This is a genomic window from Asanoa sp. NPDC049573, from assembly GCF_040676615.1.
Taxonomy (GTDB): Bacteria; Actinomycetota; Actinomycetes; order Mycobacteriales; family Micromonosporaceae; genus Asanoa.
The window spans coordinates 125,469-145,866 of sequence record NZ_JBFAPI010000016.1 but is presented as its reverse complement, the minus strand read 5'-3'; the positions used below and the strand labels follow the sequence as shown (position 1 = coordinate 145,866).

The 20,398-nt window shown below is 71.9% G+C and carries 21 protein-coding genes and 1 riboswitch; of the genes, 15 read left to right on the top strand and 6 right to left on the bottom strand.

Features of this window, described 5'->3' with window-relative positions; translation table 11 throughout:
• Positions 1-3: 3 nt before the first annotated feature.
• Positions 4-543 carry a hypothetical protein gene (locus tag AB0J74_RS29800; protein ID WP_363453757.1) on the bottom strand — a complete coding sequence of 180 codons (540 nt, stop codon included), beginning with the start codon at positions 541-543 and terminating at the stop codon, positions 4-6.
• 132 nt (positions 544-675) lie between these two features.
• Here AB0J74_RS29800 and thyX point away from each other — a divergent pair, with 132 nt between their 5' ends.
• From thyX to AB0J74_RS29775, 5 genes are all read left to right on the top strand, one after another.
• Positions 676-1,419, top strand: a complete 744-nt coding sequence (gene thyX, locus AB0J74_RS29795; protein ID WP_363453845.1) for an FAD-dependent thymidylate synthase — start codon at positions 676-678, stop codon at positions 1,417-1,419.
• A gap of 73 nt (positions 1,420-1,492) precedes the next feature.
• Complete coding sequence (dapA, locus tag AB0J74_RS29790; protein ID WP_363453755.1) at positions 1,493-2,401, top strand: 4-hydroxy-tetrahydrodipicolinate synthase; 909 nt, start codon at positions 1,493-1,495, stop codon at positions 2,399-2,401.
• Entirely contained in the window at positions 2,398-4,086 is a 1,689-nt protein-coding gene (locus AB0J74_RS29785) for a ribonuclease J (RefSeq protein ID WP_363453753.1), read from the top strand. Before dapA ends, AB0J74_RS29785 begins: the two co-directional genes overlap by 4 nt.
• Positions 4,087-4,098: 12 nt before the next feature.
• Positions 4,099-5,211 (top strand): aminoglycoside phosphotransferase family protein, encoded by a 1,113-nt coding sequence (locus AB0J74_RS29780; protein ID WP_363453843.1) that lies wholly within the window; start codon positions 4,099-4,101, stop codon positions 5,209-5,211.
• Positions 5,187-5,945, top strand: coding sequence for a phosphotransferase (locus AB0J74_RS29775; protein WP_363453751.1), 759 nt, complete (start codon positions 5,187-5,189; stop codon positions 5,943-5,945). The genes AB0J74_RS29780 and AB0J74_RS29775 overlap by 25 nt, the downstream gene beginning before the upstream one ends.
• Here the strand turns inward: AB0J74_RS29775 and AB0J74_RS29770 are convergent.
• Positions 5,931-6,722 carry a hypothetical protein gene (locus AB0J74_RS29770; protein ID WP_363453749.1) on the bottom strand — a complete coding sequence of 264 codons (792 nt, stop codon included), beginning with the start codon at positions 6,720-6,722 and terminating at the stop codon, positions 5,931-5,933. The genes AB0J74_RS29775 and AB0J74_RS29770 overlap by 15 nt on opposite strands.
• A gap of 64 nt (positions 6,723-6,786) precedes the next feature.
• Complete coding sequence (locus AB0J74_RS29765) at positions 6,787-7,314, bottom strand: GNAT family protein (protein ID WP_363453747.1); 528 nt, start codon at positions 7,312-7,314, stop codon at positions 6,787-6,789.
• Positions 7,315-7,434: 120 nt separating this feature from the next.
• On the opposite strand from AB0J74_RS29765, the gene AB0J74_RS29760 reads away from it, so the two are divergent.
• The 3 genes from AB0J74_RS29760 to AB0J74_RS29750 are packed head-to-tail and all read left to right on the top strand — an operon-like array spanning position 7,435 to position 10,134.
• Complete coding sequence (locus AB0J74_RS29760) at positions 7,435-8,829, top strand: glutamate decarboxylase (RefSeq protein WP_363453745.1); 1,395 nt, start codon at positions 7,435-7,437, stop codon at positions 8,827-8,829.
• Between the two features lie 15 nt (positions 8,830-8,844).
• Positions 8,845-9,681 (top strand): class II glutamine amidotransferase, encoded by an 837-nt coding sequence (locus AB0J74_RS29755; protein ID WP_363453743.1) that lies wholly within the window; start codon positions 8,845-8,847, stop codon positions 9,679-9,681.
• Between the two features lie 54 nt (positions 9,682-9,735).
• On the top strand, positions 9,736-10,134 hold the full coding sequence (locus tag AB0J74_RS29750) for a DUF2784 domain-containing protein (protein ID WP_363453741.1): 399 nt from the start codon (positions 9,736-9,738) through the stop codon (positions 10,132-10,134).
• On the opposite strand, the gene AB0J74_RS29745 is transcribed toward AB0J74_RS29750, so the two are convergent.
• A complete protein-coding gene (locus AB0J74_RS29745) occupies positions 10,131-11,672 on the bottom strand; it encodes a YbjN domain-containing protein (protein ID WP_363453739.1) in 1,542 nt (513 codons plus the stop codon). The two genes, AB0J74_RS29750 and AB0J74_RS29745, sit on opposite strands and share 4 nt — an antisense overlap.
• Positions 11,669-12,097, bottom strand: a complete 429-nt coding sequence (locus tag AB0J74_RS29740) for a YbjN domain-containing protein (RefSeq protein WP_363453737.1) — start codon at positions 12,095-12,097, stop codon at positions 11,669-11,671. Before AB0J74_RS29740 ends, AB0J74_RS29745 begins: the two co-directional genes overlap by 4 nt.
• A 110-nt stretch (positions 12,098-12,207) precedes the next feature.
• Here AB0J74_RS29740 and AB0J74_RS29735 point away from each other — a divergent pair, with 110 nt between their 5' ends.
• The gene (locus AB0J74_RS29735) at positions 12,208-14,688 is read left to right on the top strand and encodes a DNA translocase FtsK 4TM domain-containing protein (protein WP_363453735.1); all 2,481 of its coding nucleotides are present in this window, start codon (positions 12,208-12,210) and stop codon (positions 14,686-14,688) included.
• Here the strand turns inward: AB0J74_RS29735 and AB0J74_RS29730 are convergent.
• Positions 14,639-14,914, bottom strand: a complete 276-nt coding sequence (locus AB0J74_RS29730) for a hypothetical protein (protein ID WP_363453733.1) — start codon at positions 14,912-14,914, stop codon at positions 14,639-14,641. The genes AB0J74_RS29735 and AB0J74_RS29730 overlap by 50 nt on opposite strands.
• Before the next feature lie 7 nt (positions 14,915-14,921).
• Positions 14,922-14,994: riboswitch (guanidine-III (ykkC-III) riboswitch) on the bottom strand.
• Between the two features lie 49 nt (positions 14,995-15,043).
• On the opposite strand from AB0J74_RS29730, the gene AB0J74_RS29725 reads away from it, so the two are divergent.
• The 6 genes from AB0J74_RS29725 (at position 15,044) to AB0J74_RS29700 (ending at position 20,387) form a co-directional block, all read left to right on the top strand.
• Entirely contained in the window at positions 15,044-15,958 is a 915-nt protein-coding gene (locus AB0J74_RS29725) for an ornithine cyclodeaminase family protein (protein ID WP_363453731.1), read from the top strand.
• Between the two features lie 32 nt (positions 15,959-15,990).
• The gene (gene rimO, locus AB0J74_RS29720; protein ID WP_363453729.1) at positions 15,991-17,511 is read left to right on the top strand and encodes a 30S ribosomal protein S12 methylthiotransferase RimO; all 1,521 of its coding nucleotides are present in this window, start codon (positions 15,991-15,993) and stop codon (positions 17,509-17,511) included.
• 5 nt (positions 17,512-17,516) lie between these two features.
• Positions 17,517-18,095: a CDP-diacylglycerol--glycerol-3-phosphate 3-phosphatidyltransferase gene (gene pgsA, locus AB0J74_RS29715; protein ID WP_363453727.1), complete on the top strand. Its 579-nt coding sequence runs from the start codon at positions 17,517-17,519 to the stop codon at positions 18,093-18,095.
• Positions 18,096-18,133: 38 nt separating this feature from the next.
• Positions 18,134-18,661 carry a CinA family protein gene (locus AB0J74_RS29710; RefSeq protein WP_363453841.1) on the top strand — a complete coding sequence of 176 codons (528 nt, stop codon included), beginning with the start codon at positions 18,134-18,136 and terminating at the stop codon, positions 18,659-18,661.
• A gap of 157 nt (positions 18,662-18,818) precedes the next feature.
• A complete protein-coding gene (locus tag AB0J74_RS29705; RefSeq protein WP_363453725.1) occupies positions 18,819-19,343 on the top strand; it encodes a helix-turn-helix transcriptional regulator in 525 nt (174 codons plus the stop codon).
• Between the two features lie 129 nt (positions 19,344-19,472).
• Complete coding sequence (locus AB0J74_RS29700; protein ID WP_363453723.1) at positions 19,473-20,387, top strand: PspA/IM30 family protein; 915 nt, start codon at positions 19,473-19,475, stop codon at positions 20,385-20,387.
• The last annotated feature ends 11 nt before the right edge of the window (positions 20,388-20,398 follow it).

The following is a 20,398-nucleotide window of genomic DNA, read 5'->3' as shown; positions in this document are numbered from 1 at the left end:
TGATCAGGCGCGGCCGTAGCCGCTGATGTGTCGGCGTCCCCGGCCGGGAGGGGTGGGCCAGCCGCCGGGTGGGGCGGGCGGCGCGGCGGCGGCACCGGCGACGGCGCTGCCGATCGCCCGGACGAGCCAGGCGTTGACCGAGATGCCCTCGCCGGCGGCGGAGCGCTCGACGGCGTCCTTGAGCCCCTCGGGAAGGCGTAGCGTGATCCGGGTGACGTCACCAGCGGCGTCAGGTGACGTCGCAGTGGCGCCCGGCGGCGTCGGAGGTGCGGGCGGCGCCGGGGGCGCGGGCGGCTGAGGCAGGTGCTCGGTGACCACCAGCTCCGGCTCGCGGCCGCGCAGTCGCAGCTCGACCGAAGCGGAGGTGAGCTTGGTCGTGACCTCGTCGGCGGCCTGCCCGAGCGCGTCGAGCAGGGCCAGCCGGGCGGCCGCGTCGATCGAGCCGGACAGCAGCTCGGCGGCGCGGGCGACGTCGGGACCACCGGGTGCGGCTGCCGCGTTGAGGTCGCGGCGGAGGCCTTCGACGAACGGTGCGATGTCCATGACGTCACTATGCCATCGAAGTGACGTCAACGCAAGACACAATGACGGCATCGTGGTGTCGCGAGCCGTCACGAGACCGCGAGGGTTAGAGTCTGCCGAGTTGCGCGAGGCAGAGGGGGCGCCGTGCCAGAGATCGTTCCGCCGCAGGTCAGGATCATCGCCTGGACCCAGTTCGAGGCGCCCGACGACGTGCCCTGGAGCACCGACGCCGACGGCGGCCAGGCGCTCGCCGAGTTCGCCGGGCGGGCCTGCTACCAGTCGTGGAAGAAGCCGAATCCGGTCACCGCGACCAACGCCGGCTATCTCGCCCACATCCTCGAGGTCGGCCACCTGTCGGTGCTGGAGCACGGCTCGGTGACGTTCTACCTGACCGGGGTGTCCCGCTCGTTCACCCACGAGCTGATCCGGCACCGGCATTTCTCGTACTCGCAGCTCTCACAGCGTTATGTCCCGGGCCGTGACGCCGCGATGGTCGAGCCCGAGGTCATCGCCGCCGACCCCGACCTGCACAAGACCTTCGTGGAGGCCGCCGAGGCCAGCGTGCGGGCCTACAACGAGCTGCTGGAGGGGCTGGAGCAGAAGTTCGCCGACGAGCCCAACGGCACGCTGCGTCGCAAGCAGGCCCGCCAGGCGGCCCGGGCGGTGCTGCCCAACGCCGCGGAGACCCGGATCGTGGTCACCGGCAACTACCGTGCGTGGCGGCACTTCATCGCGCTGCGGGCCACCGAGGCCGCCGACGTGGAGATCCGCGAGGTCGCCGTCGAGTGCCTCCGCCAGCTCCAGCGGGTCGCGCCCAACATCTTCGCCGACTTCACGATCAGCACGCTTCCGGACGGCAGCGAGGTCGCCAGCACCCCTTACGCCGAAGGGTCATAGCAGGAGAAACCAGGTGCCCCGCACCCGACCGGACGAGACCGCCGCCCACCAGGCTTCCGCTAGGTTTGTCAGCATGACGCAGGAGCATTCTGCAGCGCGGCCGTTCGGCGAGCTGATCACGGCCATGGTGTCGCCGTTCACCGCCGACGGGTCGCTCGACCTCGACGGTGTCCAGCGCCTGGCGGTCCACCTCGTCGACGAGCAGGGCAACGACGCGCTGGTGATCAACGGCACCGCCGGCGAGTCGCCGACGACCACCGACAGCGAGAAAGAGGCCCTGGTCAGGGCCGCTGTCGAGGCGGTCGGCGACCGGGCCAAGGTGCTCGCCGGGGTCGGCACCAACGACACCCGGCACACGATCGAGCTCGCTGTCGGTGCCGAGAAGGCGGGCGCGCACGGCCTGCTCGTGGTGACGCCCTACTACAACAAGCCGCCGCAGGAGGGCCTCTACCGGCACTTCACCGCGGTCGCCGACGCCAGCGGGCTGCCGATCCTGCTCTACGACATCCCGCACCGCAGCGGCGTGCCGATCGAGACCGAGACGTTGGTCCGGCTGGCCGCGCACGAGCGCATCGTCGGCGTGAAGGACGCCAAGGGCGACCTGACCGCGACCTCGTGGGTGCTCAGCCGCACCGACCTCGCGTTCTACTGCGGCGACGACGCCACGACGCTGCCGATGCTGGCGATCGGCGCGGTCGGCATCGTCGGCACCTCGACCCATTTCACCGGTCTACAGACCAAGCAGATGATCCAGGCGTACGCGCGCGGCGACGTCGCCGAGGCGCTCGCGCTGCACCGCCGGCTGCTGCCGCTGTTCACCGGTGTCTTCCGAACCCAGGGCACCATTCTGGTCAAGGCCGGGCTTGCCGCTAAGGGCCTGCCCGCCGGGCCGGTCCGGCCGCCCCTCGTCGACGCGACCGCGGAACAGGTCGCGCAACTGCGCGCCGACGCCGCCGCGTGCGGACTGGAGCTTCCTGCATGACACTGGCCCACCTCGAGCTCGAACCGCCACCGCCGCTGCCCGCGGGGGGCCTGCGGGTCACCCCACTGGGCGGCCTCGGCGCGATCGGCCGCAACATGACCGTCTTCGAATACGACGGCAAGCTGCTGATCGTCGACTGCGGCGTGCTCTTCCCCGACGTCGAACAGCCCGGCGTCGACCTGATCCTGCCCGACTTCGGCCCGATCCTGGACCGGCTCGGCGACGTTCAGGCCATCGTGCTCACCCACGGCCACGAAGACCACATCGGCGCCGTGCCCTACCTGCTGGCCCACAAGCCCGACATCCCGCTGGTCGGTTCGCAGTTCACCCTCGCGCTGGTCGAGGCCAAGCTGCAGGAACGGCGGATGGAGCCCTACACGCTGACCGTCGCCGAGGGGCAGCGGGAGCAACTCGGGCCGTTCGACGTCGAGTTCTTCGCGGTCAACCACTCCATCCCGGACGCGATGGCGGTCGCCATCCGCACGCCGGCCGGGTTGGTGCTGCACACCGGCGACTTCAAGATGGACCAGTTGCCGCTCGATGGCCGCATCACCGACCTGGCCGGCTTCGCCCGGCTCGGCTCCGAGGGCGTCGACCTGCTGCTCTCCGACTCGACCAACGCCGAGATCCCCGGCTTCGTGACACCGGAGCGGGAGATCGGCCCGGTGCTCGACGCGATCTTCGCGAAGGCCCGCGGCCGGGTCATCGTCGCGTCGTTCGCCTCCCACGTCCACCGGGTGCAGCAGGTGCTCGACGCGGCCGCGGTGCACGGCCGGCAGGTGGCCTTCATCGGCCGCTCGATGGTGCGCAACATGGGCATCGCCCGCGATCTCGGGCTGCTCCGCATCGAGCCGGGGCTGGTCGTCGGCATGGACGAGGCGATGCAGGCCCCGCCGGAGCGGATCGTGCTGATGTCGACCGGCTCGCAGGGCGAGCCGATGAGCGCGCTCGGCCGGATGTCGACCGGCGACCACCGGCACATCACGATCGCCCAGGGCGACACCGTGGTGCTGGCCAGTTCGCTGGTGCCGGGCAACGAGACCTCGGTCTACCGGGTGATCAACCAGCTCTCCCGGGCCGGCGCCAACGTGATCCACAAAGACGTCGCCAAGGTGCACGTCTCCGGCCACGCGCCGGCCGGTGAGCTGCTCTACCTGCTCAACGTCGTGCGACCGAGCAACCTGCTGCCGGTGCATGGCGAGTGGCGACACCTGCGGGCGCACGCGCGGCTCGGTGTCGAGTCCGGCATCTCGCCGGAGAACGTGGTCCTCTGCGAAGACGGCGACGTGGTCGACCTGGTCGAGGGCCAGGCCCGGCTGGTCGGGCACGTGCCCAACCGCTACATCTACGTCGACGGGTTGGCCGTCGGCGACATCGGCGAGTCGCTGTTGACCGAGCGCCGGATGCTGGGCGACGGCGGCTTCATCGCGGCCACCGTGGTGATCGACTCGGTCACCGGCAAGGTGGTCGGCGGCCCGGCCGTGTCGGCGAAGGGCTTCTCCGAGAACCCGGAGGCGTTCGACCAGGTCATCCCGTTGATCACCGAGGCGCTCAGCCGGGCGGCGGCCGACAACATAACCGACCCGCATCAGCTCCAGCAGATCGTGCGGCGGACGGTGGGCCGCTGGGTCAACGACGCCTACCGGCGCCGCCCGATGATCGTGCCGACCGTCGTCGAGGTCTGACCGGCGGTGCCGATGCACGAGGGCGAGTTCGCCGTCACCGGCGACCTCGTCACGCGGTTGGTGGCCGCGCGGTTCCCGCGCTGGGCGGGGCTACCGGTCACGCCGGTCGCATCGTCGGGCACGGTCAACGCGCTGTTCCGGATCGGCACCGATCTGGTCGTGCGGCTGCCCCGGGTGGACTGGTCGCTCGGCGACATCGAGACCGAGGCGACCTGGCTGCCGCTGCTCGCGCCGCGGCTGCCGGTGGCGATACCGGAGCAACTCGGGATCGGACTGCCGGCGGAGGGCTACCCGTGGCCGTGGGCGGTCTACCGCTGGCTGCCCGGCACCGTGCCGGTCGAAGGGACGCTGACCGACCCGCTAGGGCTGGCGGCCGACCTGGCCGGTTTCGTCCGCGCGATGCGCGCGGTCGACCCTGGCGCGAGCGGCCGCCACCGCGACGGGGCGGGCCAGGAGCCGGGCGACCCCGGCACGAGCGGCCGCCACCGCGACGGGGCGGGCCGGGCGCCGGGCGACGCCGGCACGAGCGGACGCCACCGGGACGGGGCGGGCCAGGCGCCGGGAGGCCCCGGCACGAGCGGACGCCACCGGGACGGGGCGGGCCAGGAGCCGGGCGACCCATGGCTCGATCCGCCGGCCGCATACCGGGGTGGTGGCCACTCCGCGCTCGACCCGCCGGCGCGCGAGGCGCTGGCCGGCCTGGCCGGCTTGCTCGACCCGGCGGAACTCGCGGCGATCGGCGCCGCCCTGGACGCGGACCTCGTCGCCGTGCCCGACTACGCGGGGCCGCCGGTCTGGCTGCATGCCGACCTGATGCCCGGCAACCTGCTGGTCGACCCGCGGGGCCGGCTGGCCGCCGTGATCGACTTTGCCACGCTCGGGGTCGGCGACCCCTCCTGCGACCTCATCGTCGCGTGGAACCTGCTCACGCCGGAGGCCCGCGAGGTGTTCCGGGCGGCGCTCGACGCCGACGACCAGACCTGGCGACGCGGCCGCGGTCGCGCGCTGGCGATGGCGGTGATCGCCTTGGTCTACTACCACCAGACGAATCCCGCGTTCGCCGACAACGCGCGTTATGTGATCCGCGAGGTGCTGGAAGCGTGCGACCCGACGAAGACCGGCTGACCGGCAACGTCACCGAGGGCCTGGTCCGGATCGGTGACACGGTCCGGCGCCCGGCCGGCCCGCAGACCGATGCCGTCGACGCGCTGCTCACGCATCTGCACGAGGTGGGCTTCACCGGGGCACCGCGTCCGCTGGGTCGCGACGAGCAGGGCCGCCAGGTGCTGGAGTTCGTGCCCGGGGAGATGACGATGGAGATCGACCCGCGCGACCTGCCGGACCTCGGCCGGCTGTTGCGCGACCTGCACGCGGCCACGGCCTCGTTCACGCCGCCACCGGGGGCCGGCTGGCACGTCGAGATCCCGCCGGTCGGGGTGCCGGGCTCGCCAGTCGGCGAGGTGATCTGCCATCACGACGCGGCGCCGTGGAACCTGGTTCGGGCTGCGCGCGGCTGGGTGCTGATCGACTGGGACAACGCCGGCCCGGGGTCGCGGGCCTGGGAACTCGCGTACGCCGGCCTGACCTGCTGCGGGATGCGTCCCGAGCAGCCGGTGGCGGAGTCGGCGGCCCGGCTGCGGTCGTTCGTCGACGGCTACGGGCTCGCACCCGGCCTGCGGCCGGCCCTGGCCAGCCTGCTCGGGGTCAACGCCGGCGCGATGTACGACCTGTTGGCCACCGGCGCGCGCGACGGCCGTCAACCCTGGGCCCGGATCTTCACCGAGGACGGTGCGTTCTGGCGTGGCGTCGCCGACTATCTGGGCGCCAACAGCGCCGAGTGGGCCTCAGCCCTGGGATAGCAGCAGCCCGATCTCCTTGGCCCGGTCGCCGAGCACGACACGCAGCGTCTTGGCCTGCTCCTCGGGGGTCGACAGCGCACCGAGTCCTTCGAGGACCGCCTCGTCGACGCCGTCGATCGCGGCCTTCGTCTCCGCGAAGCCGGCGTCGATCTCGGCGAACTGACCGCGCAACTGTGCGGCGACCGCCTCGTCGACGCTGGACAGCGCGGTGAGCACGGCCGAGACCTTCTGCTCCAGAGCGATCCGGGCCGCCTTGGCCACGTTGCGCTCGGTGTGGACGCTGCCGTTGCTGACCTTGAAGCTGACCGTGTCCAGATCCTGGTAGATCCCCAGGGCACGGAAGTTCGCGCTGGTCAGGGCGTCGCGGTCACGGGCCTCGAACATGTCGTCCTCCGGCTGATCGGTGAACCAGGGTTTGGTGCTGTTCTCGTGCGATTCCCTGGTGTTGAAGTGCACGTGTTCGGTGTGCGGGCTGGGACCGGTGTAGGGCCGCCAGGTGCCCAGCCCCCAGGACCGGCTGGTGATCCGCCGGTTGTAGATCACGTATTGGATCGACTCGTGCTTGAGCGCGGCGGCGATGACCTTCTGCACGTCGACGCCGTCGACGTCCATGTCCCAGGCGTCGACGGAACCGTCGCGGTCGGGGTTGTGGTCGGAACTGGTCGCCTGGTGCGCGAGGTCGCCGATGGTGCCGTCGGAGGTCCGGTCGCGGCGCGGCCAGCGGCTGTCGACCTCGTTGCGGAAGCGGGTCAACGCGGGGTTGAGGAACCAGGCCATATGCCCGAAGTTACCGGTGTGTACGGCTGCGCCAAATCCCCCAGGAGCGGGACAGGTATGAGGCTCAGGCCTGCTCGAACTCGCCCGCGAGCAGGCCGAAGATCGCTTCGTCGACGAACTCTCCGTCGACCCAGCCGTTGTCGCGCAGGGTCCCTTCACGACGGAAGCCGACCCGCTCGGCCGCGCCGATCATCGCGGCGTTGTCGGCGAGCGTCTCCAACCCCAACCGGTGCAGGCCCAGGGTCTGGAAGGCGTAGCGGCACAGCACCCGGACGGTGTCGCTGCCCAGGCCGCTGCCGCGCATCGCGGGCAGCAGCGAGATGCCCACGTGGGCCAGCCGGTTGTGCACGTCGATGCCCCACAGCAGTGCCGAGCCGGCGACGGCGTCGTCGGCCAGCCGCACCACGGTGAAGACGGCCGCCTCGTCGCTGGGCGGTTTGGGCACGAACGGCGACGAGCCGACCGGCGTCGGCCGCCAGGGCCGGGTGTCGGCCCGGGACCGGATCGCGACGTCGTCGTGCAGTGCGGCGTGCAGCGCCGGCACGTCGTCGTCGTGCCGGGCCCGCAGGAGCACCTTTTCGCCACGCAGCATGCCGTGTTCGTACCGGAGGGGCGCGAAGGTGATCAAGCGATTTATCGAACCGGCAAATCCGACATCGGTCGCGAGCCCGGCGCAATAGCCTGAACGGGTCGGACGACCGAGGAGGCCCGGATGGCGTTGCACAGGGGGAAGACGCCCGACGCCCGGCCGCCCCACCGGGCCGGCAACATCGTGGCGACGGTCGCCAACCCGGACATCGCCCGGGAGATCACGCCGCCGATCGACGCGCTCGGTGCCGACCCGGTGCCGGCCGACGTCGCCTACCAACTCATCCACGACGAGTTGCTGCTCGACGGCAACGCCGCGCTGAACCTGGCCACGTTCGTGACCACCTGGATGGAGCCGCAGGCCGGCGTGCTGATGGCCGAGTGCGCCGACAAGAACATGATCGACAAAGACGAGTACCCGCTGACCGCCGAGATCGAGCGGCGCTGCGTGACGGTCCTGGCCGACCTCTGGCACGCGCCCGACCCGGCCGACACCATCGGCTGCTCGACGACCGGGTCCAGCGAGGCCTGCATGCTCGCCGGCATGGCGCTCAAGCGGCGCTGGGCCAAGGGTGCCATGGGCGGCCGGCCCAACCTGGTCATGGGCGGCAACGTGCAGGTCTGCTGGGAGAAGTTCTGCAACTACTGGGAGGTCGAGCCGCGCCTGGTGCCGATGGAGGGCGACCGGTTCCACCTCTCCGCGGCCGAGGCGGTCGCCCGCTGCGACGAGAACACCATCGGCGTGGTCGCCGTGCTCGGGTCCACGTTCGACGGTTCCTACGAGCCGGTCGCGGAGATCGCCGCCGCGCTCGACGAGGTGCAGCGGGCGAAGGGCTGGGACATCCCGATCCACGTCGACGGCGCGTCCGGCGCGATGATCGCGCCCTTCCTGGACCCGGACCTGGTCTGGGACTTCCGGCTCGAACGGGTCACCTCGATCAACACCAGTGGTCACAAGTACGGCCTGGTCTACCCGGGCGTCGGCTGGGTGCTCTGGCGGCAGCGGCGACTGCTCCCGGAGGAGTTGGTCTTCGAGGTCAACTACCTGGGCGGCAGCATGCCTACGTTCGCGCTCAACTTCTCCCGGCCCGGTGCCGAGGTGATCGCGCAGTACTACATGTTCCTGCGGCTCGGCCGCGAGGGCTTCCGGGCGGTGCAGCAGGCGTCCCGCGACGTGGCCACCTACCTGGCCGGGAAGATCGCCGACACCGGCCAGTTCCGGCTGGTCAGCCGCGGCGACCAGCTACCGGTGTTCGCGTTCACCACGGCGCCGCACGTCACGGCGTACAACGTCTTCGATGTGTCCCGGGCGTTGCGGGAGACCGGTTGGCTGGTGCCGGCCTACACGTTCCCGAAGGATCGCACCGACCTCGCCGTGCTGCGGGTCGTGGTGCGCAACGGCTTCTCGCACGACATGGCCGATCTGCTGCTCGCCGACCTCGCGCGGGCGCTGGCCGAACTGGAGCGGCAGCCCGGGCCGCGCCGGTCGGCCGCCGACGCGTCCTCGTTCCACCACTGAAAGGGCTGTCTTCCCATGTGCCGCTGGCTGGCGTACTCCGGATCGCCGATCCCGCTCGACACCCTGCTCTACAAGCCCGAGCACTCGTTGATCGACCAGAGTCAGCACGCCGAGATGGGCGCCGAGACGACCAACGGCGACGGCTTCGGGATCGGCTGGTATCCGACCGACCCGGTCGAGGAGCAGACGCCCGGCCGGTTCCGCGGCATCCTGCCGGCGTGGAGCGACCTGAACCTGCGCGACCTGGCCGAGCACATCCGCTCACCGCTGTTCTTCGCGCACGTGCGGGCCTCTTCGGGCACGGCCGTGCAGGAGACCAACTGCCACCCGTTCCGGCACGAGCGCTGGCTGTGGATGCACAACGGGTCGGTGCGCGACTTCGCCACGATGCGGCGCGACCTGCTGCTGGCTGTCGACCCGGCGCTCTACCCGCACGTCCAGGGCACCACCGACTCCGAGGCGCTGTTCTACCTGGCGCTGACGTACGGGCTGCGCGACGACCCGGTGACGGCGGTGGAGCGGGCGGTCGGCTTCGTCGAGGCGACCGCCGCACGGCACGGCATCCAGGACCCGGTGCAGATGACCGTGGCCACCACCGAGGGGGAGCGGATCTGGGCTTTCCGCTATTCGAGCGCGCACCGGTCGCGGACCCTGTTCTACTCGCGCGACGTCACCGACCTGCGCGCGTTGCACCCGGAGGTGGAGAACCTGCGGCGCATCCCGGACGGGGCCCGGCTGGTGGTTTCAGAGCCGCTGGGCGTTCTGCCGGACGCGTTCGTCGAGGTGCCGGAGTCGAGCTATGGCGTCATCTATCGGGGTCAGGACCAGATGTCCGACTTCAACCCGCGGTAAGCCGGGTTCGCGTACTCACGAAACGGCCGCGAGATCCGTCATACGCTCGCAGGCGTGGGTTGGAAAGAGCTCGCGACCGTCTTCCTGGCTCTGCACTTCGCCTTCATGGCGTACGTGCTGCTCGGCGGTTTTCTGGCCTGGAAGTGGCCGAAGGCCATCTGGTTCCACCTCCCGGCCATCGGCTGGGGCATCGCGCTGATCGGCTTCGGCCTCAACTGCCCACTGACCTACGGGCAGAACTGGGCCCGCGGTCACGCCGGTGAGGCGCCGCTGACCAGGGGCTTCGTCGACACCTACATCGAGGGCGTGCTCTATCCGGAGCGGTTCGTGCACATCGCGCAGGCGGTGCTGGCGCTGATCGTGCTCGTCTCCTACGTGGGCTTCTTCGTGCTCCGCCGGCGCCGCGCCCGGGCCCGGGCCGACGCCGTCGGTGTCGGCCAGAAGGTGGGTTAGGGCAGCTCGGCCACGGCCGCGGCGAACGCGGTGCCGGTGGCCACCGCCGCGTTGATCAGGGCGGCCAACTGGCCGGCCGTCGCGCCGTGTTCGAGGTCGGTGGTCACGTCGCCGGCCAGCAACAGGTGGCCCTCGCCCGCGTCGTGCACGTAGGCCTTCGGCATGAGCTTGTCGTGGTTCCAGGCGTTGCAGAACTCGTAGGCCTCGGCGATCCGGGCCGCCGGCAGGCTGCGCTCGGCCACCACCCGCACCTGGAGGATCTCCTGCCGCTCGCCGAGCCGCTCGAACTGGATGTAGCTGCCGGGCCAGCGGCCGCTGACGATCCCGTCGTCGTCGACCGTGTAGCGGTCGTCGCGCTCGTCGAGCACTTCCATGATCGATTCAAGGGTCAGCGGGCTGACCGGGGTCTCGTCGAGCCGGATCGCGGCGACCGGCAGCTCGGCCAGCCAGTCGCCGACCAGCCGGGACTGGTGGTCGGTGCCGTTGCGGGCGTCGAACCGGGCGGCCAGGGTGGCCGCCACCCCCGCGAGCACGGTGCCCAGCTCGCGCACCGACAGGTCGGCGGCCGGTCGGTCGCCCCAGGTGGGCCGGTGCACCCGCCGGTCGCCCATCCCCTCCGCGGTGGCCCGCCGGCAGACCAGCGTGCCGGCCGCGGCGAAGCGCATCGCCGTCAGCTCGTCGGTCGGCTCGTCGAGGTCGCCGAGGTGGGTGGTGAGCAGGTCGACGCCGCGCCCGGCCAGCCCGGCCAGGGCGCAGAACCGCAGGTGCTCGGGGAGCAGCGGGAACGACGCCCGGTCGAGTCGGTGCCGGCGGTAGGAACGCAGGTGCGCCGCCGCCGCCTCGTCGAACCGGCCCAGGTGCAGGTAGGGGATCATCGCCGCGGCCAGCGCGCGTTCCGGCTGCTCGGGGCACGCGGCGGCGGCGCGGAGAACCGGCTCGACGGCGTCGACCGCCGCCTGCCACTCGCCCCACGCCGCGTGCAGGAAGGCCCGGTCGGCGGGGTAGCAGGCCGCGCAGAAGCCGGTGTCGCCGGCGGCCCGGTCGTCGGCGAACCACTCCGGGTCGTCGGGCGGCGGCAGCTCCGCGTCGCACTGGGCCAGCCACTTCTTGGCCGCGGCCACGTCGCCCACGTGGTCGGCCAGCTCCGCGCGCAGCCGGTACACGGCGAACAGCGGGCGCTGGTCTTCGCGGAACCGGCGTTCGAGGTCGTCGAGCAGCGCCTCGGCCTCGGCCCGGCCGACCGCGGGGGAGGCCCGGAACGTGCCGACCGCCCAGAGGTGGTAGTAGCGCAGCAGCGCGAGTTCGGTGTCGGTGAACAGCATCGGCTCGCGGTCGGCGGCCGCCCGGACCCAGGCGAACAGGCCGAGCACCCGGGCCGGCTCGCCGGCGTCGAGGCAGGCGTCGATCAGGTCCAACCGGGCCTCGAAGCCGAGCCGCACGTCGCCGGCCCGGTCGGCGGCGGACACCACCGCGTCGAGCTCGGCCACCTTCTCGGGGCCGGGCGGCAGGTCGCGGGCATCGGCCAGGGCATCGCTCACAGGGTCAAGCCTTCCAGCGCGTCGGCGAGCTGGCAGCCGCTGGTGATGCCGCAGGCGAGCAACTGGTCGAGCTGGTCGGCGCTGACGCCCTGCTCGAGGTCGGCCACCACCTCGCCCAGCACCCGGACCGTGCCGTTGTCGTTGACGTGCACAAACGCCTTCGGCCAGAGCTTGTCCTGGTTCCAGGCGTTGCAGAAGTCGTAGAGGGGCAGCACGTCGTCGATGCCGAAGACCCGGCTCACCAGCGTGCGGACCTGGAGGATCTCGCCCTGGCGGCCGAGCCGGAAGAAGTAGATCAGGTTGTCGTCCCAGCGACCCACGAGGTCACCGTCGGGGTCCTGGGCGAACGCGTAGCCATGCCCGTCGAGAACGCCCGCGATCAGGTCGTTGGTCAGGGGCAACAGCGTTCCGCCCGGCGATACCACGCCCGCGATGATAGGCGCGGCGGGTCGCGGTCAGCCACTGTTGTGAAAGCCGAGCGATTGTCGCGGCGTGGTGGCGCGCCTCGTGGCGGGGCCACCCTTACCGTGAGACCATGCCCGGCCGCGCGACGCAGACGAGCCGGCGTCGCGCCGCGACGCCGAGCCGGGCCGGCACGAGCACCCGCGGCCGCACCACCAGCACCACCCGGGCCCGCTCGACCTACCGCCGGCGACAGCCCAACGGCATGGCGGTCCTGGTGGGCCGGGCCGGGGGTGCCCTCTGGATGGGAGTCGCACACAGCGTCGGCTGGGTGGTCCGCGGCCTCGGCCGGCAGGCCGCCACCGCCCGCGACCTCGACCCCGAGCACCGCCGCGACGGCGCCGGCCTGCTCATGCTGGGCCTGTCGATCCTGACCGGCGTCGCGGTCTGGTTCTCCGCCGCCGGCCCGGTCGGCCAGCGGATCGAAGACGGCGTCCGGCTGTTCATCGGCGCGATCGCGGTCGCGCTCCCGGTGCTGCTGCTGTTCTGGGCGATCCGGCTGATGCGGCCGCTGGCCGAGCCCGAGCACCGCGGCCGCGGCCTGGTCGGCTGGGGCTCGCTGCTGCTCTCGGTCGCCGGCATCCTGCACATCGGCCAGTCGCCGATCGACACCGCGCAGCGCGACCACGCCGGCGGCCTGATCGGCGCCGGCCTCGGCACCGCGCTCGAGCGGGCGTTCACGCAGTGGGTCGCCGTCCCGCTGCTGGTGTTGCTGCTGCTCTTCGGCGTGCTGGTGGTGACCGCGACGCCGATCAACAAGGTGCCCGAGCGGCTCGGCATGCTGGTCGCGGTGCTGCTCGGCCGGCCGGCCCCGCCGTCGGCCCGCACCGACGAAGACGACGAGTTCGAGGAAGAGGAAGAGCCGCCGCCCGCCGCCCGCCGCCGGTCGACCCGGCGCCGGCAGAGCAGCAAGGTGCTGGGCCTCGGTGACGACGAGCCGGCCGAGATCGGCGACGACGAGGTCGTGCACGACACGGTCGCGCTGCCGCGCACCCCGCCGGCGAAGGTGCCCGCCGTGCGCAAGCAGCCGCCGCCGCACTCGCCGATGCCGACCCGGGCCGAGCAACTCGCGATCAACGCGATCGAGGGCGCTTATTTGCTGCCCCCGCCGAACCTGCTGCGCGGCGGCAGCGCGCCGAAGACCCGCAGCCGGGCCAACGACGAGGTGATCGCGGCGCTCCAGGGCGTTTTCGAGCAGTTCGACGTCGACGCGGCGGTCACCGGCTTCACCCGCGGCCCGACGGTCACCCGCTACGAGGTCGAACTCGGTCGCGGCACCAAGGTCGAGCGGATCACCCAGCTGTCCCGCAACATCGCCTACGCGGTCAAGTCGCCCGACGTGCGGATCCTGAGCCCGATCCCGGGCAAGAGCGCGGTCGGCGTCGAGATCCCCAACTCCGACCGGGAAGACGTCGCGCTCGGCGACGTGCTGCGCTCGCACGCGGCGACCTCCGACCCGCACCCGATGGTGGTCGCGCTCGGCAAAGACATCGAGGGCGGCTACGTGGTCGCCAACCTCGCGAAGATGCCGCACATCCTGATCGCCGGGGCGACCGGCGCCGGCAAGTCGTCGTGCCTCAACTCGCTGCTGGTCTCGATCCTGAGCCGGGCCACGCCCGACGAGGTGCGGCTGGTGCTGATCGACCCGAAACGCGTCGAGATGACGGCGTACGAGGGCATCCCGCACCTGGTCACGCCGATCATCACCAATCCGAAGAAGGCGGCCGACTCGCTCGACTGGGTCGTCCGCGAGATGGACATGCGCTACGACGACCTGGCCGCGGCCGGCGTCCGGCACATCGACGACTACAACCGCAAGGTGCGGGCCGGGCAGATCAAGCCGCCACCGGGCAGCGAGCGGGAGATCCGGCCTTATCCATACCTGCTGGTCGTCGTCGACGAGTTGGCCGACCTGATGATGGTCGCGCCGCGCGACGTCGAAGACTCGGTCGTCCGGATCACCCAGCTCGCCCGGGCCGCCGGCATCCACCTGGTGCTGGCCACCCAGCGCCCGTCGGTCGACGTTGTCACCGGCCTGATCAAGGCCAACGTGCCGTCCCGGCTAGCCTTCGCGACCTCGTCACTGGCCGACTCGCGGGTCATCCTCGACCAGCCCGGCGCGGAGAAGCTGATCGGCCGCGGCGACGGGCTGTTCCTGCCGATGGGCGCGTCCAAGCCGGTCCGGATCCAGGGCGCCTGGGTCGGCGAGAACGAGATCAACGACATCGTCAACTTCTGCAAGAAGCAGCGCGAGCCGGAGTTCCGCCCCGACGTGCTGACCAAGCCCGAAGACCCGAAGAAGAAGATCGACGAAGACATCGGCGACGACCTCGACGTGCTGATCCAGGCGATCGAGTTGGTGGTCACCTCGCAGTTCGGCTCGACCTCGATGCTCCAGCGCAAGCTGCGGGTCGGTTTCGCCAAGGCGGGCCGGCTGATGGACCTGATGGAGACGCGCGGCATCGTCGGGCCGTCCGAGGGTTCGAAGGCGCGCGACGTGCTGGTCAAGCCCGATGAGTTGGAGGAGACGCTGGCGGGTCTGCGCGTCGAATGACCCGGGCCGCCAGCGACGCCGCCGAGACGATCGCCCAGGTGCCCTCCAGCAGGAGGAACCCCCACGACTGTTGGGCCGCCGCGATCACCGCCAACACGGCGGAGCCGGCGATGTTGAGCACCAGATAGGGCACCGAATGGGCGTCGAGCCTGCCCAGTTGCGAGGCCCCGAAGGCGACGAGGATGAGCAGGGAACCGACGATCTCGACAATGTCGACAGGATGCATGATGTGGTGCGCGCCGTCTTTGCTCGGCCGGGTACGGAGCGCCACTCGTCCGGGGTAGGCGCCGAAAGCGGCGCCGCCACGCACGACCTTACTTGACCTCAACCCAGGTTCACCATCAAGGATGAGTTCGTGCCGCTGCTGTTGACCGATCCCGACGTGGCCGCCCGGCTCGACGCGTCGACCGCCGTCGCCGCGATGCGCGACGCGCTGGTGGCCGCCCACGAGGGTCGCCTGATCGCGCCGCCCCGGGCCAGCGCGGTGCTGGAGGGCGGCCGGCTGGTGATGACCGCCGGGCACCTCGCCGACGAGTGGTACGGCTTCCGTTCCTACGACACCTTCGGCCACGCCGACGGCGAACAACTCGTGGTGCTGCACGACGCCGGCGACGGGCGGATCCGGGCGATCGCGGTGGGCGAGGAGATCGGCTCCCGGCGCACCGGGGCGCTCGGCGGCGCCGCCGTCGACCTGCTCGCCCGGCCCGACGCGGGCACGGTCGGCGTGATCGGGTCCGGCCGCCAGGCCTGGACCCAGCTCTGGGCCGCGGCGGCGGTCCGGCCGCTGCGCGCCGTCAGCGTGTTCAGCCGCTCGGCGGCCCGGCGGGCGGCGTTCGCGGCCCGGGTGCGCGCCGAGTTGGGGGTGCCCGCGACGCCGGCGGAGAGCGCGGCCGAGGCGGTGCGCGGGCGCGACGTGGTGGTCGTGGCGACCACCAGCGAGCGCCCGGTGCTGGCGGCGACCGACCTGTCCCCGGGCACCCACGTCAACCTGGTCGGCTTCAAGCAGCGCGGGCGGGCCGAGTACGGGCTCGACCTGCTGGCCCGGGCCGCGGTGCTGGCCACCGACTCGCCCGCCCAGGCCGGTGCCTACGACCCGCCGCTGCTGCTGGCCGGCGACGCACCGCGCGACCTGGGCGCGATCGCGGCCGGCGCGCTGCCCGGCCGCACCACGGCCGACGAGATCAGCGTGTTCGTCTCGGTGGGGCTCGCCGGCACCGAGGTGTTCCTCCTCGACCGGGTCGCGGCGCTGCTGACGTCGGCGTCCTCGTAAGCACCCGGCGACCGGCCCGGTACCCTCGTGAGGTGTCCGCTTCCTCCTCGACTGATGCTGCCCGCCGCCGGGTCGCCCTGCTGACCCTGGGCTGTGCCCGCAACGAGGTCGACTCAGAGGAGCTGGCCGCCCGCCTGCACGGTGGTGGCTGGGAGGTGACCACCGACGGCGAGGGTGCCGACGTGGTCCTGGTCAACACCTGTGGTTTCGTCGAGAAGGCCAAGCACGACTCGATCCAGACGCTGATGGCCGCCGCCGACACCGGCGCCAAGGTGGTCGCCGCCGGCTGCATGGCCGAGCGTTACGGCCGCGAACTGGCCGACAGCCTGCCCGAGGCCCAGGCGGTGCTGAGCTTCGATGACTATCCCGACATCGCGGCCCGGCTCGACGCCGTGCTGGCCGGCGAGACGATCGACGCGCACGTGCCGCGCGACCGGCGCGAGCTGCTGCCGCTGACCCCGGTGGCCCGCCGCGCCGCTGCCGTGGTGCAGCCGGGGCACGGCGCCGTCGTCGACGAGCACACTCCGGCCCACCTGCGCGGCGTACTGCGCCGCCGGCTCGACGGTGGCCCGGTGGCGTCGCTCAAGCTGGCCAGCGGCTGCGACCGGCGCTGCACGTTCTGCGCGATCCCGGCGTTCCGCGGTGCCTTCGTCTCGCGTACGCCCGACGAACTGCTGGCCGAGGCCGAGTGGCTGGCCGGCACCGGGGTCCGCGAACTGGTCCTCGTCAGCGAGAACTCGACGTCCTACGGCAAGGACCTGGGCGACCCGCGGGCCCTGGAGAAGCTGCTGCCGCAGCTCGCGCGCGTCGACGGCATCGTCCGGGTGCGGGTGAGCTATTTGCAGCCGGCGGAGACCCGGCCCGGCCTGGTCGAGGCGATCGCGACGACCCCGGGCGTCGCGCCCTACTTCGACCTGTCGTTCCAGCACGCCAGCGAGCCGGTACTGCGCCGGATGCGCCGGTTCGGCTCGACCGAGCGGTTCCTCGAGCTGCTCGCCTCGGCCCGGTCGCTGGCGCCCGAGCTGGGAGCGCGGTCCAACTTCATCGTCGGGTTCCCCGGCGAGACCCGCGGCGACGTCGACGAGTTGGTCCGGTTCCTGACCGAGGCCCGCCTCGACGCGATCGGCGTGTTCGACTACAGCGACGAAGACGGCACCGAGGCGGCCGGCTTCGCCGACAAGGTCAAGGCCACCACGATCAAGCGGCGCTACGACAAGCTGGCCGCGCTGGCCGACGAGTTGTGCTCGCAGCGCGCCGAAGACCGCGTCGGCGGCACCGTCGAGGTGCTGGTCGACACCGTCGACGACGGGGTTGTCGAGGGCCGCGGCGAGCACCAGGCCCCCGAGGTCGACGGCTCGACCACGCTGGTCGGCGACGGCTCGGTCGACCTGGCGGCATTGCGACCCGGCGACCTCGTCCGGGCCAAGGTCCTTTCGTCCGAGGGGGTAGACCTGGTGGCCGTACCCCTGGAAATGCTGAGTGCCCGGCCGTCCTCAGCCGTCGAGACGCTGCCGCATCCCGACGCCTTGCGGTCCCCGGCGGCTCGCCGGTGACCGAGGTGGATCCCGCCCCCACCGTCGTTCCTGTCGTCAATGCCGCCAACGCCCTGACCGCCCTGCGCCTGTTGCTGGTGCCGGTCTTCGTGGCGCTGGTGGTCGCGTCGCAACTGGAGCACGCTGGCTGGCGGATCGCCGCCACGCTGACCTTCGCGGTCGCCTCCGCCACCGATCTGGTCGACGGCTGGATCGCCCGCCGCTACGGGCTGGTGACCTCGCTGGGCAAGGTGGCCGACCCGATCGCCGACAAGGCGCTGACCGGTTCGGCCCTGGTGTTGCTCTCCTGGTTCGACGCGTTGCCCTGGTGGGTGACGGTGCTGATCCTGGCCCGCGAGTGGGGCGTCACGCTGCTGCGGTTCTGGGTGATCCGCTACGGGGTGATCGCCGCGAGCCGGGGCGGCAAGCTGAAGACCGCACTGCAGATCCTGGCCATCGCCTGGTATCTGTGGCCGGTGCCCGACGCGGTCCAGCCGGTCGGTCCGTGGATCATGGGCGCGGCCGTCGTGGTGACGGTGGTGACCGGCCTCGACTACGTCTTCCAGGCGATCCGGCTGCGCCGCACCGCTCGCCGGGCCGGTTAGGCCGGGCCGCGGCCGGGCAGACTCATGGCATGAGCGTTATGTTCTCGTCCGGCCGGGAGGTTGTCGTGCCGCAGCCGAGCGACGCGGCTCCCGCCGTGCACCTGCTCGTCGAGCGCCGCGAGACGCTGGCGGTCGCGGAGTCGCTGACCGGCGGTCTGCTCGCGGCCACGATCGTCGAGGTGGCCGGGGTGAGCACGGTGTTCCGGGGCGGCCTGGTGGTCTACGCGACCGATCTCAAGGCCAGCCTGGCCGGGGTCGACGAGCGACTGCTGGCCACCCGCGGTGCGGTCGACCCCGACGTGGCTGTCGCACTCGCCGAGGGCGTCCGCCGGGTGTGCCGGGCCGACTGGGGCGTCGCCACCACCGGGGTCGCCGGGCCGGACCCACAGGACGGCAAACCGGTGGGCCTGGTGTACGTGGCCGTGGCCGGGCCGGCCGGGCAGCGGGTCGACGAGTTGCGGCTCGACGGTGGCCGGGCGGCGGTGCGGGCCGGGGCCGTTTCCCACGCCCTGGAATCGCTGGTAGCGCTGCTGCGTTCGCCCACGGCGAACAGTTCCGGCTCCTGACTGCCCGGTGTCACGGCGAGTCGCGGACAAAACGGACAACTGACGCGCTGGGCTGGTCCCGTCACCCGGCGGGGCAGGATGTCGGGGAAGCGGAGAGCGGGTACGGTTGCGGGAAGCCTTCGGCGTAGGTCGCAGGCGACGCAGGGGGAGGTGCGCAATGGTCCTGCTACGTCGGGTGATCGGCGACGCATTGCGCGCGCGCCGGCAGGGGCAGCATCGCACCCTGCGCGAGGTTTCCACCGCGGCCAATGTCAGCCTGGGCTACCTCTCAGAGATCGAGCGGGGCCAGAAGGAGGCCTCCAGCGAGCTGCTCTCGTCGATCTGCGACGCCCTCGACACCCAGCTCTCCCAGCTGCTCCTGGCGGCCAGCGAGACGCTGGCGCTGGCCGAGCAGATGGACGGCGTGCTGGCCGGCGTCGGCGACGAGGAGACGCCGCCCGAGCTCCAGCCGGCCCGCGTCGAGCCGCCCACGCCGGTGCTCGATCCGGCCAAGGCGCCGACGCCCGAGCCGGCCGCCGCACTGGCCCGTGCCGCCCGAGCGAAGGCACCGGTCCGCCAGATCGCGACCGACGGCAAGGTGTCGGTCTCGGTCCACCAGACCTCGCCGCTCAAGGCCACCCTGAAGGCCACCCGCAGCACCTCCGCGGGCCCACGCGACCGCGACGTCGTTTTCGCCGCGTAACTCCCATAGCAGCCGCTTCCCCGCGGCGCGTACTGTGATCAATAGCTGCCAAGGCAGTGACCGGCTGGCGCGCGCCTGAGACGATGGAGCGAACGGCCTTAGGCACAGACACGAGGGGATACCGCGGACATGGCGAACCCGTTCGTCAAGGGGTGGCGTTATCTGATGGCGCTCTTCGGCGCCAAGATCGACGAATACGCCGACCCCAAGGTGCAGATCCAGCAGGCGGTCGAAGACGCGCAGCGGCAGCACCAGGCTCTCGTGCAGCAGGCGGCGGCGGTGATCGGCAACCAGCGCCAGCTCGAGATGAAGCTCTCCCGGCAGATGTCCGAGGTCGAGAAGCTCGGCTCGATGGCCCGCCAGTCGCTGGTGCTCGCCGACAAGTCGCGGGCCGAGGGCAACGAGGCCGAGGCCGGGAAATACGAGCAGACCGCGCAGCAGCTCGCCTCGCAGCTGGTCTCCGCCGAGCAGGGGATGGAAGACCTCAAGAGCCTGCACGACCAGGCGATCAGCGCCGCCGGGCAGGCCCGCAAGGCGGTCGAGAACAACCAGATGATCCTCCAGCAGAAGCTGGCCGAGCGCACCAAGCTGCTCAGCCAGCTTGAGCAGGCCCGCATGCAGGAGACGGTCGCCCGCTCGCTCGAGTCGATGTCGTCGCTGACCGCCGCGCCCGGCAACACGCCCTCCTTCGACGAGGTGCGCGAGCGCATCGAGCGCCGCTACGCCAACGCGATGGGCCGCGCCGAACTCGCCTCCAACACGGTCGAGGGCCGGATGATCGAAGTGCAGCGCTCGACGCTCGACATGGCCGGCGCCGACCGGCTCGAGCAGATCCGGGCCAGCATGGCCGGCGAGAAGCTGGGCAGCGCCGCCGAGCGCCCGGCGGTCGGGCCCGCGTCCGAGGCCGCGGCCGAGGGCAACGGCGACAAGGCCGCCAGCGACCAGCAGGAGCAGACCGATGTCGCCGGGATAGCGCGACTCGACGAACTGCGCGCCAGCATGTCCAAAGACAAGAACCCCGGCGGATCGAGCGCCGCCGGCTGATCGAGGGGGTT

Bases quoted from the DNA above. Each gene is read 5' to 3' on its own strand.
- AB0J74_RS29800 (WP_363453757.1), bottom strand. From the start codon at position 543: ATGGACATCGCACCGTTCGTCGAAGGCCTCCGCCGCGACCTCAACGCG.
- dapA (WP_363453755.1), top strand. From the start codon at position 1,493: ATGACGCAGGAGCATTCTGCAGCGCGGCCGTTCGGCGAGCTGATCACG.
- AB0J74_RS29785 (WP_363453753.1), top strand. From the start codon at position 2,398: ATGACACTGGCCCACCTCGAGCTCGAACCGCCACCGCCGCTGCCCGCG.
- AB0J74_RS29780 (WP_363453843.1), top strand. From the start codon at position 4,099: ATGCACGAGGGCGAGTTCGCCGTCACCGGCGACCTCGTCACGCGGTTG.
- AB0J74_RS29770 (WP_363453749.1), bottom strand. From the start codon at position 6,722: ATGGCCTGGTTCCTCAACCCCGCGTTGACCCGCTTCCGCAACGAGGTC.
- AB0J74_RS29765 (WP_363453747.1), bottom strand. From the start codon at position 7,314: ATGCTGCGTGGCGAAAAGGTGCTCCTGCGGGCCCGGCACGACGACGAC.
- AB0J74_RS29760 (WP_363453745.1), top strand. From the start codon at position 7,435: ATGGCGTTGCACAGGGGGAAGACGCCCGACGCCCGGCCGCCCCACCGG.
- AB0J74_RS29755 (WP_363453743.1), top strand. From the start codon at position 8,845: ATGTGCCGCTGGCTGGCGTACTCCGGATCGCCGATCCCGCTCGACACC.
- AB0J74_RS29735 (WP_363453735.1), top strand. From the start codon at position 12,208: ATGCCCGGCCGCGCGACGCAGACGAGCCGGCGTCGCGCCGCGACGCCG.
- AB0J74_RS29730 (WP_363453733.1), bottom strand. From the start codon at position 14,914: ATGCATCCTGTCGACATTGTCGAGATCGTCGGTTCCCTGCTCATCCTC.
- AB0J74_RS29710 (WP_363453841.1), top strand. From the start codon at position 18,134: ATGTTCTCGTCCGGCCGGGAGGTTGTCGTGCCGCAGCCGAGCGACGCG.
- AB0J74_RS29705 (WP_363453725.1), top strand. From the start codon at position 18,819: ATGGTCCTGCTACGTCGGGTGATCGGCGACGCATTGCGCGCGCGCCGG.
- AB0J74_RS29700 (WP_363453723.1), top strand. From the start codon at position 19,473: ATGGCGAACCCGTTCGTCAAGGGGTGGCGTTATCTGATGGCGCTCTTC.